The following is a 15,771-nucleotide window of genomic DNA, read 5'->3' as shown; positions in this document are numbered from 1 at the left end:
AGCCCGGTGCCGCACCGGCGGCCGAGCCCGTGGCGGCACCGGCGGCGCTGCCCGGCGCCGATCAGGCGCATGTCAGCGCCTGGCTCCCGCAGATCAACACTGCGATGGCGGCGGCGGGTATCGACGACACGCCGCAGCGTGCTGCCGCTTTCCTCGCTCAGATCGGTCAGGAAACGGATGGTTTCGCCACCTTGACCGAATACAGCGACGGCAGCGACTACGACGGGCGCGCGGATCTCGGCAACACCCAGCCCGGTGACGGGCCCAAATACAAGGGGCGCGGTGCCCTCCAGCTCACCGGCCGGCACAATTACGAACTCGCGAGCCAGGCGCTGGGCGTCGACTTCGTCAACCACCCGGAGCTGGTCGCCGATCCGCAGTACGCGTTCGCCACGGCCGCGTGGTACTGGACGACCCACAACCTCAATGCCGTGGCGGACAACGCCCACCCCCGGGACCCGGCGAGCATCGACCCGGTTTCGCGGATCATCAACGGTGGTTCGAACGGCAGAGACGTCCGTCGCGATCACTTCATCCAGGTCTGCCAGGTACTGAAGTGCCCGTAGGGCCCCGGGTGGCGCCTGCACTATCAGTGCCCGCGCTTGATCCACTCCGGTAGGTGGGGCGCCTCGGCGCCGATGGTCGTGGAGTCGCCGTGTCCGGTCAGCACCGTCGTGTCCTCGGGTAGGTGCAGCAGACGGGTGCGGATGGATTCGATGATCGTCGGGAAGCTCGAGAACGAGCGGCCGGTGGCGCCGGGACCGCCCTGGAAGAGGGTGTCGCCGGTGAAGACCGTCTTCTCCGAGGCCAGGTACAGGCTCACCGCGCCGGGGGAGTGGCCCGGTGTGTGCAGGACCTCGATCTCACTGTCCGCCACCGGAATTCGCTCCCGATCGCGCAGCGGCTCGTAGCGGGTGTCGGGGTAGAGCGCGCTCCAGAGCACCTCGTCGGCCGGATGCAGCCGGATCGGGGCCTCCAGTGCCGCGGCCAGTTCGGTGGCCACATTGATGTGGTCATTGTGGGCGTGGGTGCAGATGATGGCGCGCACCGTGCGATCGCCGACGGCCGCGATGATCGGCTCCGCCTGGTGGGCGGCGTCGATGACAACGGCCTCACGGTCGTCGCCGACGACCCAGACGTTGTTGTCGACATCCCAACTGCCGCCGTCCAATTCGAACTTTCCGGAAGTGACGACGCGGTCGATCCTCACAGCGTCACCACCGATCGCAGGACGTCGCCGTGGTGCATGGTGGTGAAGGCCTGTTCGACCTGGTCGAGGGTCACGCGCTCGCTGACGAACCGCTCCAGCGGCAACCGTCCCTGGCGGTAGAGGTCGAGCAACATCGGGAAGTCGCGTTCCGGCAGGCAGTCGCCGTACCAGGAGGATTTCAGCGAGCCGCCGTGTGAGAAGAAGTCGATGAGCGGCATCTCCAGCGTCATATCCGGCGTCGGCACGCCGACCAGCACCACCGTGCCGGCCAGATCGCGCGCGTAGAAGGCCTGCTTCCAGGTTTCCGGGCGCCCCACCGCGTCGATCACCACGTCGGCGCCGAAACCGCCGGTCAATTCCTGCACCCGCTCGACCACGTCGTCACCGGCCTCGAGGGTGTGGGTGGCACCGAGTTCCTTGGCCCACTCCAGCTTTCGCGGATCGCGATCGATCGCGATGATGGTGGTGGCGCCCGCCAGCCGCGCCCCCGCGATGGCCGCGTCACCGACGCCGCCGCAGCCGATGACCGCGACCGAATCGCCGTAGCTCACGCCGCCGGTGTTGATCGCCGCCCCCAGCCCGGCCATCACACCGCAGCCGAGCAGTCCGGCCACGGCGGGATCGGTCTCGGGGTCGATCACGGTGCACTGTCCCTCGTGTACCAGCGTCTTGTCGGCGAAGGCGCCGATGCCGAGGGCGGGGGTCAGTTCGGTGCCGTCGGCCAGCGTCATGGGCTTGCTCGCGTTGTGGGTGTCGAAGCAGTACCACGGCTTGCCGCGCTTGCAGGCGCGGCACTGGCCGCATACCGCGCGCCAGTTCAGCACCACGTGATCGCCGGGCTCGACGTGGGTGACGGCGTCACCGACGGTCTCCACCACGCCGGCCGCCTCGTGACCGAGCAGGAAGGGGAATGCGTCGTTGATGCCGCCCTCGCGGTAGGTCAGATCGGTATGGCACACCCCGCAGGCCTGCACCCGCACCACCACGTCGTGCGGACCCGGATCGGGGATGACGATATCGACGATCTCGACCGGGGCGCCCACACTGCGGGCGATGACGCCGCGAACCTTCTGGGACATGGAATCTCCTTTACGCGTCGGGGGTGCCGGTTCACCTTACGGGTCAGTGTATGCCCGCACCGGCCCCCTCGGACAGGTGTCCAGACGATAGTTCGGTTTACCCGGTCGCACCGCTCGCGTCCTGGTGGAAACCATTTTCATCTCCACTGTTGGGCGGCCGCGGGCGCCGCCGGGCGCATGGTCGGCCGTGGGCGCCGCACTCCTGGCCGCGAACGTTTCGTCGGCGCGAGGGCGTCTCGATTCGGCCGTTGCCGTGCCGGTGTCGGTGGCGGGCGGAGTCACCGGCGTCGCTACCCGGACTGCGGCGGGGCGCCCGGCGGTCAGGAGGCGAACCGACGGCGGAACTCCTCGCTCACCGCGCACCACAGCGCGTGGTATTGCGGCAGCAAGGAATGTGCTTGCGCCAAACTCGGCGTGTCGATGAACACCACGCCGTGGCACGAATATCGCACCACCCGGAAATTCGCGAAAGATGCGGTGTGCAAACTTGTTTCGTAATCGGTGAAGTGCGTGATCTCCACCCGTTCGCCGTCGCCGACACGCCACCACGCGGAGGATGCTCCGACCTTCGTCCGGAAGTGGCCGCTATTCGAGGTATCGGTCACGGTATTTCGCCTCTCCGGCGCGGTCCTCGCGCGCGATCCGGTCGATGATCGCGCGCACGGAATCGCGCGATTCGGGCTTGGAGATCTGCTCGGGCCAGAACACCGCGAGCACGATCACAGTGAGCGGAATACTGATCAGCAGAACGAATTCCCAGAACATCGGCCTCACTCCCGACCCGAGTCCGGCACCAGGTGTTTCGCCTCTATCAGCCGCTGCTTCGCCTGCTGTTTCACCGGGCACACGCACAAAGCGCAGTCGATGTGCAATTGCATGATGATATGCGCGTAGGAGACGGTCATGATCGGCATTCGATCGTGGTTGAGCAGTCCCATGGTGGATACTTCCCCTGCGATGTGAAAGTGGTTGTCGGCGTTGAGGTTGCATCGACTCGGCCACGAGTTGTAGTCGAATGGTGGGGATTTCGGGTTTCCGTCGCCGTACCGATTGTTTGAACTCGTCTACCAGCAACCTGTCCAGTGGGGACCTGTCCAGAAAACCGGGACACAATCGATAGGGGAGCTAACAACATGGGGTCAGGGAGCACACTCGCGCAACGAGCATTGGGGCGCGAACTGCGTCGGCTGCGAAACCTGAAGGGAATGGGACAATCCCAGGCCGCGCGTATCGCGGAAACGTCACATCAGACCATCGGCCGCATCGAAGAGGGACAGACGACGAGAATCACGAGCCTCCAGGTGAACGCACTGTGCGACAGCTACGGGGCGAGCGACGAGGAGCGGCGCATCTGCCTGGATCTGGTGAAGGAGATACGTGCGTCGCGGGAGGGGAAGGTGACGGCCAGCTGGTGGAGGGCGTATGCGGACCAGATATCGACCGGGTTCAACCACTACTTGGCGCTGGAGGATGCGGCGGACCGGCTGACGATCTGGAAGACGACCATCGTGCCCGGCCTGTTTCAGACGCCCGACTACAGGCGTGCCATCGCCTGGGCTGAACATCCCGACATCCCTGGAGCGCAACTCGAGCGCCGTATCGAGTGGCAGACCCATCGCCAAGAGCGGCTGAAAGATGTGAACCTGCGGGTTACGGCCCTGCTGCACGAGGCTGTGCTGTGCGATCAGGTCGGCGGTCAGGCGGTAATTTCCGACCAGTTGAGGCACCTCGTGAAGCTGTCGGCGTTGCCGAACATCTGCATCCGAATCGTCCCCTTCGTCGCAAGTAGCCCTCTTGGCTCGGTAGCTGGGCCGTTCACCAAGTTGGAGTTCCCTGACCTCCCACAGTCTGGCCTCGCCCAACCGCCCATCATTTATGTCGAGGGTTGGGCCGGAGATCTCTACCTTGAACGTGACGCAGAGCTGCAACGATATTCGCAAGCTCTCCGAGATGTTGATCGTGTAGCGTTGTCACCAGCTGATTCGGTGGCACTGATCAAGGAGCACATGCCGTGAACAACGATCTGTCCGGGGCGAAGTGGTTCAAATCAAGCTTCTCGAGCTCAACTAAGGACTGCGTCGAGATTGCTTTCCTCAATGACGGTGTCGGCGTACGCGATTCGAAGAACCCCACCGGTCCCGCCCTGATCTTCACCCCCTCGGAGTGGTCCACGTTCACCGCGAGCGTAGAGCAGGGTGACTTCGACCAGGCATAGGAGCGTGCCATGAGCAACGATCTGTCCGGGGCTAAGTGGTTCAAGTCAAGCTTCTCGGGATCGACCAAGGACTGTGTCGAGGTGGCGTTCCTCGATGCTGGTGTCGGCGTTCGTGATTCGAAGAACCCCACCGGCCCCGCCCTGATCTTCACTCCTTCCGAATGGTCCGCGTTCACCGCAGGCGTTCGGCACGGCGACTTCGACCACGCCTGAGGTATCGCGTAACAGCCCCGAGAACCCCCGAAGGTCGATCCTTCGGGGGTTCCGCCGTCCGAAGCTTCCCTTGGCAGGAGGTATGACGCCGAGGGGTGCACCGGCCGTCGATCTCATGCGACACTAATTGTTCAGCCTCCCAGCCTGTTTCGGCATCATCGACCAAGGAGCGTCTGTCATGAGCAACGACTTGTCCGGGGCGACGTGGTTCAAGTCGAGCTTCTCGGGCGCGAGCAAGGACTGCGTCGAGGTTGCGTTCCTCAACGAGGGTGTGGGCGTCCGTGATTCGAAGAACCCCACCGGCCCGGCTCTGGTCTTCACCCGCACCGAATGGACCGCCTTCACCGCCAGCATCCAGCGCGGCCGGTTCGATCGGGCGTAGCGGCCTCCGCTCACAACGGTTCGATACCCCCCGAAGTCCTTCTTGCCCTTGGGCTTCGGGGGTGCTTGCGTATTCGTCCGGCGGTGAGGGCGCACCGGGTGGGTGACGTTCGGTCGGGGGCCCGGACGTTGGTTTGCCTGAACTTTTCGTGCAAACCTCGCCCGCATGGACGGAAAACCGCACATATTCCGAGGTTTGCACGAAAAGTTCACCCCCAACTGACACAACGCAATTCGAGTCGTGTTCGGTTCTCAGCGGAGGTGCCGGTCGGCGAGGGCCCGAGCGGCGGCATCGGGCACGTAGGTCGCACACGCGGTGATGAGAGCCCGGATCCCGTCAACGGTTTCGGCGGTCAGCGCGGCATGGCGCACCACGTCGAGTTCGTTGGCGACGGTGAGGAGTGCGAAGTCCGCGAGATCGGTGCCGTCTACGGCGACCACCTCGGCGGTGAAGCGGTCGGTGATCGGAAGTGGGGTGGCGCCGAGGTGGGGATAGGTCTCGGCCCGGTCGCATGCGCCGTAGCGGTAGACCAGAGCCTCCGCGTCGTGACCGATTGCCGCGCGCAGACGTGATCGCCGGTCGGGTGACAGCAGCGAGTGTGCGAAGCCGTCCGTCCCGTAGGTGGCGTGGGTGAGTGCGGCCAGCCGAACCCGGTTACCTCCGCCCAGGTCCGCGACCAGTTGCCGCACCCGCTCGAGATGATCGAGGAGATCCCCACCGGGATGCTCCACCCGGGCGGCGCCGAGTTCGCGCAGCAGCGCCAGCGCCGGCCAAGGTGTCGTGCGATCCGCGATGGTCTGCGCCAACGCCTCCGGCTCATCGCGGGCGACCAGATGCCCGGCGCCCGGAATCCGAGTCACCGTGGCGTGCGGAGCCAGCTGGAGCAACCCGTCCGCCTCGACGTCGGTGAGCGGTGACGCCCGACCGGCACGGATCAGAAGAATCGGGATATCCAGTTGTGCGGTGATCTGTCGCAGCCGCGGGATGTGGGCCAAGGCATCGTCGATGAAGTCCGGGAAGACATTCGATAGCCCACCGGCATCGAGAAAGCTCCGCACCCGGTCCGCATCGAGGTTGGGCACCACATCCACCAGAACCAGCCCCGTGACCTTCGCCCGGGTACGCGGATTGCCCAGTGCCGCAACGGCGGCGAGCCCACCCAGTGAGGCGCCGACGAGCACGCATCCGGGTTCCGCATCGACTATCGCGGAAATATCGCCCGCGCACTCGTCCAGCCTCCTGAGTGACCCACCGCTGTCGCCGTGGCCGCGCTGGTCGAAAGCGACACAGCGCAATCCGTCCTCGACAAGTCGCTCCACGACGGGAGCCCACACCTGCCGCCGCTCACCCCCGGCATGCAGCAAGACAACCGTCGGCCCATCGCCGACCTCCTCCCCGTGCAGGTCCACGCCGGAACGCGCAATATGCCGCGCTCGCACCACATTCATGGTCTACCCCCGTGCGATAGTCAGGCCGTTCACGATAGTGCCACGCTGATCCCCGCCGACCCAGCGTCCGGCTGAACTTTTCGTGCAAACCTCGCCGGCGATGACGGAAATCGCCATAATTCGTCGCGGTTTGCACGATCAGTTCACCCCCTCCCACATGCACCGGCACGTTTACCTGCCACATCGGGGGTAGAACACGGACATGACGACTACACCGCTGCTGACCCTGAACAATGGCGTCCGGATGCCCGCGATCGGGCTGGGGGTCTTCCAGACGCCGCCCGACGAGACGGCCGCGGCGGTCGATGCCGCCCTGGCCACCGGATATCGCCATATCGATACCGCGGCGGCCTACGGAAACGAACGCGAGGTGGGTGAGGCGATCCGGGGCTCGGGCGTCGACCGTTCCGAGGTCTTCATCGAGACCAAGATCTGGATCAGCGACTTCGGTTACGACGCGACATTGCACGCGTTCGACAAGAGCGCCGGCAAACTCGGTGTCGACCGGATCGACCTGCTGATCCTGCATCAGGCGCTGCCCTCGCGATTCGATCTCACCGTCGACGCCTACCGTGCGCTGGAGCAGTTGCTCGCCGACGGTCGCGTCCGGGCGATCGGGGTCAGCAACTTCATGCGCGAGCACCTCGAGAATCTGTTGAAGCAGACCTCCGTGGTCCCGGCGGTGAATCAGATCGAGGTGCATCCGTACTTCCGCCAGCCCGACGTCCTCGCCGCCGACGACGAGTACGGAATTCTCACCCAGGCCTGGTCGCCGATCGGTGGCATCACCTTCTACCGCGACAGCGGACACACCAGCACCCTCGACGACCCGGTCATCACCGCGATAGCCGAGGCGCACGCGAAGACGCCGGCCCAGGTGATGTTGCGCTGGGGCCTGCAACAGGGCCGCTCGGTCATCCCCAAATCCACACGGCCGCAACGAATCGCCGAGAACTTCGACATCTTCGACTTCGACCTCACCGGTGACGAGCTCGCGGCGATCGATGCCCTCGACACCGGACAGCGCGGCGGCCCCGAGCCCACCGACGTCACCCTGGAAACCTTCGGCATCGACATCCCGGAACCCTGAACAGGGTGTTCGGGACGCGCTCATGCGCCGTCGTCCCGCGCGCCGTAACCGTCCGCGCCGACCCGGACGAAATTCCGAGGCTCTCGTCTCGGCGGACGAAGGTCGAGGACGTCTTCGCGAGGCAACTGCGTGACAGCTGAGGTCATTCGCATGTGAGTAGACGTTTCCGTCACGGTGTAGCGAATTGTTGCCGCGAAGGCTTGACGAACGGGTAGTTAGCGGAGCTAAGTTAACCGTGATGCGCGCTACAGTGGCGCGTGGGCGACGACTCGTCCGCCGGTTGACGACCCAGGGAGACCTACCCATGCCCGATGACGTGCAGAAGGCCGAGCGTAAACGGCGCCTCGCGGCGGCGATGGCCGACGACGAGGTGCGCGCGGCCTGGCCGGATGCGGACGTCAGCGCCGCACTCGCGCGTCCCGGGCTGCGGCCGGCCGAACTGATCGACACGGTCATGACCGCGTACGCCGACCGTCCGGCCGTCGGGCAGCGGGCCGGTGAGATCGTCGTCGATGCCGAGGGGCGCCGGGTGCGGCGGCTGCTGCCGCGCTTCGAGACGCTGAGCTATCGGCAGCTGTGGTCGCGCGCCGGTGCCCTGGCGAGTGCCTGGCAGGCGGCGGGGGTGCGGGCCGGGGATTTCGTGTGCACCGTCGGATTCGTCAGCAGCGATTACGTCACCGTCGACCTCGCGGGGGTGCGGCTCGGCGCCGTGGCGGTGCCGCTGCAGGCCACTGCCGCTGTCGCCCAATGGCATTCGATCATCGCGGAAACCGAGGCGCGGGTGCTGGCCTGCAGCGCCGAACTGCTCGACGCCGCTGTCGAGGCCGCGGTCGCGAGTGCGACGATCGCGCAACTGGTCGTCTTCGACAGTGCCGACGACGATGACGAACGCGCGGCGGTCGCGGCGGCGCGCGCCCGGCTGGCCGAATCCGGTCGCGAGATCACGCTCGAATTTCTGCACAACCTCGTCGAGCGCGGGCTCGCCCTACCGGCCGTGCCGCTCGAAAGCGCGCCCGGCGAGGACCCGTTGTCGCTGCTCGTCTACACCTCCGGCAGCACCGGAACGCCCAAGGGCGCCATGTACACCGACCGCCTGGCCGCCGCCATGTGGCTGTACACCGCGAAAGCGCCGGTGCCCGCGATCACCCTCAACTACCTGCCGCTCAGCCATGTGGCCGGGCGGCTGCAACTGGGCGGCACGCTCGCCCGTGGCGGCACCGCCTACTTCACCGCGCGCAGCGATATGTCGACGCTGTTCGAGGATCTGGAGCTGACCCGGCCCACCGAACTGGTCTTCGTGCCGCGCGTCTGCGAGATGCTGCTGCAGTACCACCAGGGTGAGGTGGAGGCCCGGATCGCGGCCGGCGGTGAGCGCGGCATCGTCGAGGACGAGGTGAAAACCGAACTGCGCGAACGACTTCTCGGTGGCCGCTTCCTCGGCGCGATGTGTGCCAGTGCGCCGCTGGCGCCGGAGATGCGCGCCTTCATGGAATCCGTCCTCGGCATCGGCCTGCACGACGGATACGGTTCCACCGAGGCCGGCGGCAGCGTCATCGTCGACAACAAGGTCCGGCGCCCACCGGTCCTGGACTACAAGCTGGTCGACGTTCCCGAACTCGGCTACTTCGGCACCGACCAGCCACATCCGCGTGGGGAACTGCTGCTCAAGACCACCACCATGTTCCCGGGCTACTTCAAGCGCCCCGAGATCACCGCGGAGATGTTCGACGCGGACGGCTTCTACCGCACCGGTGACGTGGTCGCCGAACTCGGCCCCGACCATCTGGTCTACGTCGATCGCCGCAACAACGTGCTCAAGCTGTCGCAGGGTGAGTTCGTCACCGTGGCGAAGCTGGAATCGGTGTTCTCCACCAGTGCGTTGATCCGCCAGATCTTCGTCTACGGCAGCAGCGAACGCGCCTATCTGCTCGCGGTGATCGTGCCGTCCGAGGAGGCGCTGACACTCTCCGATCCCCGTGCGGCACTGGCCGAATCGCTACAGGAGCTGGCGAAGGAGGCCGGGCTGAACAGTTACGAGATTCCGCGCGACTTCCTGCTCGAGACCGAACCGTTCACCCAGGACAACGGCCTGCTGTCGGGCATCGGAAAGTTGTTGCGGCCCAAGCTGAAGCAGCGCTACGGCGAGCGCCTGGAGCAGCTCTACGCCGAACTGTCGCGGGAGCAGGCCGACGAGCTGGCCGCACTGCGCCACGGCGCCGCGGACCGTCCCGTGCTGGAGACGGTCGGCCGGGCCGCGCGGGCCCTGCTGGGCTGCGCGAGTACCGATATCCGGCCGGAGGCGCATTTCACCGACCTCGGTGGCGATTCGCTGTCGGCGCTGTCGCTGTCGAATCTGCTGACCGAGTTGTTCGGCGTGGAGGTGCCGGTGGGCACCATTGTCCACCCCGCGAAGACGTTGCGGCGCTTGGCCGAATACATCGACGGCGAACGGAACCAGGGCGCCCGCCGCCCCACGCTCGCCACCGTGCACGGACCCGGCACCCGCGTGCGGGCCGCGGATCTGACCCTCGACGCGTTCATCGACCACGAAACCCTCACCGCCGCAAAGTCTCTGCCGCCCGCATCGACCCCGCCGCGCACGGTGCTGCTGACCGGGGCCAACGGCTACCTCGGCCGGTTCCTGTGCCTGGAATGGCTGGACCGGCTCGACGCCTGCGACGGCACGCTGATCTGTGTGATCCGCGGCCGCGACGCCGAAGCCGCGCGGGCGCGCCTGGACCAGGCGTTCGACAGCGGGGATCCCGCTCTGCTGCAACGGTATCGGGAGCTCGCGCAACGGCGGCTGACCGTCCTGCCGGGCGATATCGCCGAACCGAATTTCGGGCTGGACGAGGACCGGTGGCGCGAACTCACCGAAACCGTCGACCTGGTGGTGCACCCGGCGGCGCTGGTCAATCACGTCCTGCCCTACGACCAGTTGTTCGGGCCGAATGTGGTCGGTACGGCCGAGGTCGTCCGCCTGGCGATCACCGCACGCCGCAAACCGGTGACCTATCTGTCCACCGTCGCGGTGGCCTCCCAGGTCGACCACTTCACCGAAGACGGCGATATTCGCGAGGTCAGCCCCGAGCGGGTCATCGACGCCGGCTACGCCAACGGGTACGGCAACAGCAAATGGGCCGGTGAGGTGCTGCTGCGCGAGGCGCACGACCTGTGCGGACTGCCGGTCGCGGTCTTCCGGTCGGACATGATCCTCGCGCACAGCGACTTCGCGGGGCAGTTCAATCTGCCCGATATGTTCACGCGGTTGCTGCTCAGCGTGCTCGCCACCGGTCTCGCGCCGGAATCCTTCTACCGCCCCGCCCCCGATGGGGGCCGCGCCCGCGCTCACTACGACGGCCTGCCCGCGGACTTCACCGCCGCCGCGATCACCGCACTCGGCCCCGGTGCCGACAGTGGATTCGAGACCTTCGATGTGCTCAACCCGCACGACGACGGCATCGGCCTGGACACCTTCGTCGACTGGCTGGTCGACGACGGTCACCGCATCACCCGCATCGCCGACTACGCCGACTGGCTGGCGCGGTTCGAGACCGCACTGCGCGCCCTGCCCGAACGGCAGCGGCGGCATTCGGTGCTGCCGCTGCTGCACGCGTTCCGCCGCCCGGCCCCGGCCGTTGCGGGATCGGCGCTGCCGGCCGAGCGGTTCCGGGCCGCGGTGCGCGCGGCGGGGACCGGCCCGGACGGCGACATCCCGCACCTGAGCCGGGAATTGATCGGCAAATACGTCCGGGATCTGACCGCCGCGGGTCTGTTGTGAAGATTGCCGAAACCGGACACGGCCGGGGCCTGCCGGGCGTACCGTTTTGCCCCACAGCGTTGGTCGGCGAAGGCGCCGAGGGTGACCGCGTCGCCCCGAGCGCTCGCCGAGTGCGACAAGGAGGTCGATTCCGGTGCACCGACTCGAGAAGTCCGCTCTGTGGCGCTGTGTGGTGGACGGATTGTCCGCACTGGGTGCGGGATTCGGCGCGATGGTTCCGGTCTACCTGAACGAATGCCACGTGGACGACTGCCGCGACGCCGAACCGGCCGAGGCCGAATGGGATTGGTCGATCCCGTACCAGTGGTTCGACCACGCCAACGGGTGACGTGCCGGCCGTCGGGGATCAGATAGCCGGATCGGGCGCGGTGGCCAGGTAGTCGGCTCCGCCGACATAGACGGTATGGCCGGGCTCGGTGGCGGCCGTGGTGGCGTCGGCGATCGCGGTTGCGAACTCGTCGATCGTCGGCAGCGCGCCGTGCTCGGTCCGCGCCGCCACCGCGTCCGGATCGCGGCGTTCGAGCAGGCGCACGATGATGGTGCCCTCGATCATATCGCCCGACACGACCGTGAAACCGATACCGCGCGAATCGAATTCGCCGATCATCGCGCGCAGCGCATCCTCACCCGCCCGCTTGCTCAGTGCGATGGGCTCGTAGTCGGGCGGCGTGGGTTTGCGGCCGTGGAAGTGCGCCTGGTGGCTGGTGACGAACACGATGCGTGATCCCGGGGCCAGCAGTGGCAGGGCCAGGCGGACCAGCCGCACCTGGGCGTCCCGGTTGATCGTCATGGCGTAGTCGGGCGCCGCACCGTGTTCCAGCCCGCCGGAGGCGTTGAGGATCAGCACGTCCAGCCGCCCGAACCGGGTGCGGATCTCCTCGATCATGGCCTCGGCCGCCTCGGGATCGGACAGATCGGCGCCCACCGGCGTCGCCACGCCGCCGTCGGCTGCGATCGCATCGGCGAGATCGCTTGCCCGCCTGCGCTTCTCGCGGTAGTTCAGGACGACATGATCGCCGCGCCCCGCGAGAACCCGGGCGGTCTGCGCCCCGATACCGCGGGAGGCGCCGGTGATCAACACGATGCGTTGTGAATCCACCCGATACTCCCACTCGTTGCTTCTATTTCAGAATCACTATGGTGGTTCGAAATGAGAAGTGCAAGAGAGCGCGAGGGCGGCCCGCGGGCGGCGATGGAATTGCTGGGCCAGCGCTGGATGCTGCGCATCGTCTGGGAACTGGCGCCGGGACCGCTCGGTTTCCTCGAACTGCGCCGGCGCATGGACAACTGCTCCTCGAGCATGCTGTCGGTGCGTCTGCAGACCCTGCAAGGCGCCGGCGTGATCGTCAAACGCGCCGACAAGGCCTACGAATTGACCACGGCCGGAAATGAACTCGGCGGCGCGCTGGAACACCTGTGGGCATGGGCGGCGGACAACCTCGATCCGGACGCGGCGGTAGGCGAGTAGTCCGGGAGCCGGCGGCGACTCGCGCCGGCGAGTCGCCGCCGGGAGGAACGGTCGCCGGAATCGCCACTGTGACGCGGAGGCGGAAATGGCGGCGTGCGGCCCCGCCGCGGCATCGGCAGGTGGTGGACAGCCCGCCCGAAGCGGGCGGGGCGGCGCCGCGCGTGGATTGCGCGTCTGCGCCGGTGTTGTGCGCGCCCGCCCGCCGAATCGATCCACTAGGTTTGTGGGACACGCCCACGGGCGGCGGGTGGAGTTCGACGAGATCTGGGGACTGACATGAACGGTGACACGATTCGGCGCGGTGGCCGTCCGCTGTTCGGCGCGGCCGCGGCGGCCGCTCTGCTGATACTGGCCGGCTGCGGCTCGTCCGACTCCGGCAACGCCCGCCCGGCCGACCCGGTCGCGCCGAAGGCGACCACCACCAGCACGGCCCCGGAAGTAATCGACTGTTCCTTCAGTAAGCCGGCGGTCCGGCCGGAGAACATGATCCTCGCCTGCGCCGATCTGGGCGCCCAGGTGGAACAGATCGTGTGGCAGAGCTGGGGGCCGGATCAGGCGCAGGGCGACGGGATCGAGCGGGACAACACATGCGAGCCCAACTGCGCCGCCGGTAAGTACGTCACCAAAAAGGTGCATCTCACGCTGACGGACGTCGCCCGACCGGGCAATGTCTTCACCAAGGTCACCACCGTGGATGCCGACGGCCACACCTATACCTGGCCGAGAACTCCGCGGTGATCCGCTCCGGCGATCAGGATTTATGTGGTACTCAGGGTGTCGCTTACCGCCCGATAATTGCTACGCTGCTGTAGCAACGGTGCCGGTGCGGCCGGAACCGATGGCCGAGATGACGACCAGGAGTACCGATGAAGTTACTTCCCATGCGCAATCGTGGCGTGGGCGATCCCGGTGAGGTGGCGCTGCACGCGCGCAACGTGCAGTTCGACTGGCGAGCCACGCCGCTGCACTGGCTGGCCGCCGAACCCATCGCCTCGCATGTGTTCAACTCGCTCAATCTGCTGCTGCCCGAGGGCGAGCGGATGTTCATCCAGACCTTCTCCGAGGCGCTGCCGCTGATCAAGGACGAGAAGCTGCGCGAACAGGTCATCGGCTTCATGGGGCAGGAGGCCATGCACGCCGAAACCCACAACGATTCGCTGCAGCAGGTGTTCCGAGCCCACGGCGTCGACGTCGACAGCTACGCGCGGCAGATGGAATACATCTTCCGCAAGGCTCTGGGTCCGCGCGACGGGCAATCGCCGCGCGAGGAGTTCCAGACCCTGGTCGAACGGCTGGGCTTCATCGCCACCCTCGAGCACTTCTTCGCCTTCCTCGGCGACTGGATCATCAACGCCGATCTGGAGCGGTTCGACGCCGCGCCCAACATGCTCGACCTGTATCGCTGGCACGGCGCCGAGGAGGTCGAACACCGCTTCGTCGCCCACGATGTCGCCACCTACTTCGAGGTCGGCTACGTGCGCCGCTGTGCGCTGATGGCGATCACCTTCCCGATCTTCGTGGCGCTGCTGCTGCGTGGCACCAAATACCTGGTGCATCAGGACACGGAGCTGCCGAACATGGGATATCCGCGCATCGTGGGCAAGGCGCTCGGCGCGATGTGGCGGGGGGCGCTGCCCGGCATTCCCTCGCTGCTGTGGTCGGCGCTGTCGGTGGCCAAACCCGGATACACCCCTGCCTCGGTCGGATCGACCGCGCAGGCCGTCGCATATCTGGCGAAATCGCCTGCGGCACAGGCACTCGCGTCGTGACGACCCGCAGGCCCGTCCCCGCCGAACTGCCGCCCGACCTCTACGGCGGGCGCGGTTCGGACCGGCCGATCCGCATCATCGGCGCGGTCGCCGAGGCTCGGATGCGGTGGGCGTCGCTGATCCACCGGCGTCCGGTGACCGGCGCCGTCGACAGCGGCCGCTTGCGCGTGCGGGTGGTCGAGCGGCGGATCGAGGCCCACGACGCCGACGTGGTGAGCCTGGTGCTGCGCGCCACCGACGGCAGCGCGCTGCCGACCTGGCGACCGGGCGCCCATCTGGACCTGGAACTGCCCTCGGGCCGGTTGCGGCAGTACTCGTTGTGCGGTGACCCCGCCGACCGGTATCACTATCGGGTCGCGGTGCGCCGGATACCGGGCGGGTTGGGTGGTTCGGTCGAGGTGCACGACGAGCTCGGGGCCGGCGCCGAACTCACGATCCGCGGGCCGCGCAACGCCTTCCCGTTCGTCCTGCCCGGACACGGATCCTCCGCTGCCCGTGTGCATTTCGTCGCGGGCGGCATCGGGATCACGCCGATCCTGCCGATGGTGCGGATGGCGCATCGGCTGGGCGTGGACTGGACCATGGTGTACACCGGCCGCAGCCGCGACACCATCCCGTTCCTCGCCGAGATCGAATCCTTCGGCAGCCGGGTGACGGTGCACACCGACGACGACGGCGGTGTGCCGACGGCGGCGGATCTGCTGCCCGGTGTTGGCGTCGACACCTCGGTCTACTGCTGCGGACCGGTCCCGATGACCTCGGCGATAGCCGCGGCGGTGCGCGAAATGCCCGGTGTGGAACTGTATTCCGAGCGCTTCTCCGCCGCGCCGGTGGTCGACGGAAAGCCGTTCCGCGTCGAACTCGCCCGCACCGGTGAGGTGCTCGACATTCCCGCCGACCGCACGGTACTCGACGAAGTGCTGCGTGTCCGGCCCGATATCGCCTACTCCTGCTGGCAGGGTTTCTGCCGCACCTGCAAGGTCCGGGTACTCGACGGACAGCCCGACCACCGCGACACCGTCCTCACCCCCGCCGAGCGCGCCGAGGGCGAACTGCTCATCTGCGTATCACGGTGTGCCGGTGAACGTTTGGTGCTCGACCTCTGACATCCCGCCC

The 15,771-nt window shown here is 67.1% G+C and carries 19 protein-coding genes; 12 read left to right on the top strand and 7 right to left on the bottom strand.

Features of this window, described 5'->3' with window-relative positions:
* The coding region (locus NK1_RS31855; protein ID WP_157104545.1) for a glycoside hydrolase family 19 protein at positions 1-566 on the top strand (566 nt) is incomplete at its 5' end.
* A 23-nt stretch (positions 567-589) separates the two neighbouring features.
* Here the strand turns inward: NK1_RS31855 and NK1_RS31850 are convergent.
* The 5 genes from NK1_RS31850 to NK1_RS35240 all read right to left on the bottom strand — a co-directional run bounded on the left by NK1_RS31850 (position 590) and on the right by NK1_RS35240 (position 3,227).
* A complete protein-coding gene (locus NK1_RS31850; protein ID WP_245660972.1) occupies positions 590-1,210 on the bottom strand; it encodes an MBL fold metallo-hydrolase in 621 nt (206 codons plus the stop codon).
* On the bottom strand, positions 1,207-2,289 hold the full coding sequence (locus NK1_RS31845) for an S-(hydroxymethyl)mycothiol dehydrogenase (RefSeq protein ID WP_063014755.1): 1,083 nt from the start codon (positions 2,287-2,289) through the stop codon (positions 1,207-1,209). The genes NK1_RS31850 and NK1_RS31845 overlap by 4 nt, the downstream gene beginning before the upstream one ends.
* A gap of 320 nt (positions 2,290-2,609) precedes the next feature.
* The gene (locus NK1_RS31840) at positions 2,610-2,894 is read right to left on the bottom strand and encodes a hypothetical protein (protein WP_063014754.1); all 285 of its coding nucleotides are present in this window, start codon (positions 2,892-2,894) and stop codon (positions 2,610-2,612) included.
* Positions 2,875-3,054, bottom strand: a complete 180-nt coding sequence (locus tag NK1_RS31835; protein ID WP_063014753.1) for a hypothetical protein — start codon at positions 3,052-3,054, stop codon at positions 2,875-2,877. Before NK1_RS31835 ends, NK1_RS31840 begins: the two co-directional genes overlap by 20 nt.
* A gap of 5 nt (positions 3,055-3,059) precedes the next feature.
* Positions 3,060-3,227: a hypothetical protein gene (locus tag NK1_RS35240; RefSeq protein WP_167331926.1), complete on the bottom strand. Its 168-nt coding sequence runs from the start codon at positions 3,225-3,227 to the stop codon at positions 3,060-3,062.
* Between the two features lie 195 nt (positions 3,228-3,422).
* Between NK1_RS35240 and NK1_RS31830 the strand changes: the two genes are divergently transcribed.
* The 4 genes from NK1_RS31830 (at position 3,423) to NK1_RS31815 (ending at position 5,099) form a co-directional block, all read left to right on the top strand.
* A complete protein-coding gene (locus NK1_RS31830; RefSeq protein ID WP_084461832.1) occupies positions 3,423-4,304 on the top strand; it encodes a helix-turn-helix domain-containing protein in 882 nt (293 codons plus the stop codon).
* Positions 4,301-4,504, top strand: coding sequence for a DUF397 domain-containing protein (locus NK1_RS31825; protein ID WP_063014751.1), 204 nt, complete (start codon positions 4,301-4,303; stop codon positions 4,502-4,504). The genes NK1_RS31830 and NK1_RS31825 overlap by 4 nt, the downstream gene beginning before the upstream one ends.
* Before the next feature lie 9 nt (positions 4,505-4,513).
* Positions 4,514-4,717 (top strand): DUF397 domain-containing protein, encoded by a 204-nt coding sequence (locus NK1_RS31820; protein ID WP_063014750.1) that lies wholly within the window; start codon positions 4,514-4,516, stop codon positions 4,715-4,717.
* A gap of 178 nt (positions 4,718-4,895) precedes the next feature.
* Positions 4,896-5,099 (top strand): DUF397 domain-containing protein, encoded by a 204-nt coding sequence (locus NK1_RS31815; RefSeq protein ID WP_063014748.1) that lies wholly within the window; start codon positions 4,896-4,898, stop codon positions 5,097-5,099.
* A gap of 251 nt (positions 5,100-5,350) precedes the next feature.
* Here NK1_RS31815 and NK1_RS31810 read toward each other — a convergent pair whose 3' ends face one another.
* On the bottom strand, positions 5,351-6,547 hold the full coding sequence (locus NK1_RS31810) for an alpha/beta fold hydrolase (protein WP_063014746.1): 1,197 nt from the start codon (positions 6,545-6,547) through the stop codon (positions 5,351-5,353).
* A gap of 202 nt (positions 6,548-6,749) precedes the next feature.
* On the opposite strand from NK1_RS31810, the gene NK1_RS31805 reads away from it, so the two are divergent.
* The 3 genes from NK1_RS31805 to NK1_RS31795 all read left to right on the top strand — a co-directional run bounded on the left by NK1_RS31805 (position 6,750) and on the right by NK1_RS31795 (position 11,746).
* The gene (locus NK1_RS31805; RefSeq protein ID WP_063014744.1) at positions 6,750-7,637 is read left to right on the top strand and encodes an aldo/keto reductase; all 888 of its coding nucleotides are present in this window, start codon (positions 6,750-6,752) and stop codon (positions 7,635-7,637) included.
* Between the two features lie 304 nt (positions 7,638-7,941).
* Positions 7,942-11,418 (top strand): carboxylic acid reductase, encoded by a 3,477-nt coding sequence (gene car, locus NK1_RS31800; RefSeq protein ID WP_063014742.1) that lies wholly within the window; start codon positions 7,942-7,944, stop codon positions 11,416-11,418.
* Between the two features lie 133 nt (positions 11,419-11,551).
* Positions 11,552-11,746, top strand: a complete 195-nt coding sequence (locus NK1_RS31795; RefSeq protein ID WP_063014740.1) for a hypothetical protein — start codon at positions 11,552-11,554, stop codon at positions 11,744-11,746.
* 18 nt (positions 11,747-11,764) lie between these two features.
* On the opposite strand, the gene NK1_RS31790 is transcribed toward NK1_RS31795, so the two are convergent.
* Positions 11,765-12,517 carry an SDR family oxidoreductase gene (locus tag NK1_RS31790; RefSeq protein ID WP_245660970.1) on the bottom strand — a complete coding sequence of 251 codons (753 nt, stop codon included), beginning with the start codon at positions 12,515-12,517 and terminating at the stop codon, positions 11,765-11,767.
* Between the two features lie 51 nt (positions 12,518-12,568).
* Between NK1_RS31790 and NK1_RS31785 the strand changes: the two genes are divergently transcribed.
* From NK1_RS31785 to NK1_RS31770, 4 genes are all read left to right on the top strand, one after another.
* Positions 12,569-12,886, top strand: coding sequence for a winged helix-turn-helix transcriptional regulator (locus NK1_RS31785; protein ID WP_063014739.1), 318 nt, complete (start codon positions 12,569-12,571; stop codon positions 12,884-12,886).
* A 276-nt stretch (positions 12,887-13,162) separates the two neighbouring features.
* The gene (locus tag NK1_RS31780; protein WP_063014737.1) at positions 13,163-13,624 is read left to right on the top strand and encodes a hypothetical protein; all 462 of its coding nucleotides are present in this window, start codon (positions 13,163-13,165) and stop codon (positions 13,622-13,624) included.
* A 128-nt stretch (positions 13,625-13,752) separates the two neighbouring features.
* A complete protein-coding gene (locus NK1_RS31775) occupies positions 13,753-14,655 on the top strand; it encodes a metal-dependent hydrolase (RefSeq protein ID WP_063014735.1) in 903 nt (300 codons plus the stop codon).
* Positions 14,652-15,761: a PDR/VanB family oxidoreductase gene (locus tag NK1_RS31770; RefSeq protein ID WP_063014733.1), complete on the top strand. Its 1,110-nt coding sequence runs from the start codon at positions 14,652-14,654 to the stop codon at positions 15,759-15,761. The genes NK1_RS31775 and NK1_RS31770 overlap by 4 nt, the downstream gene beginning before the upstream one ends.
* Positions 15,762-15,771 lie beyond the last annotated feature (10 nt).

Source organism: Nocardia kruczakiae NBRC 101016 (assembly GCF_001612965.1).
In the GTDB taxonomy this organism is placed as follows: domain Bacteria; phylum Actinomycetota; class Actinomycetes; order Mycobacteriales; family Mycobacteriaceae; genus Nocardia; species Nocardia kruczakiae.
This window is presented reverse-complemented; position numbering and strand designations above follow the sequence as displayed.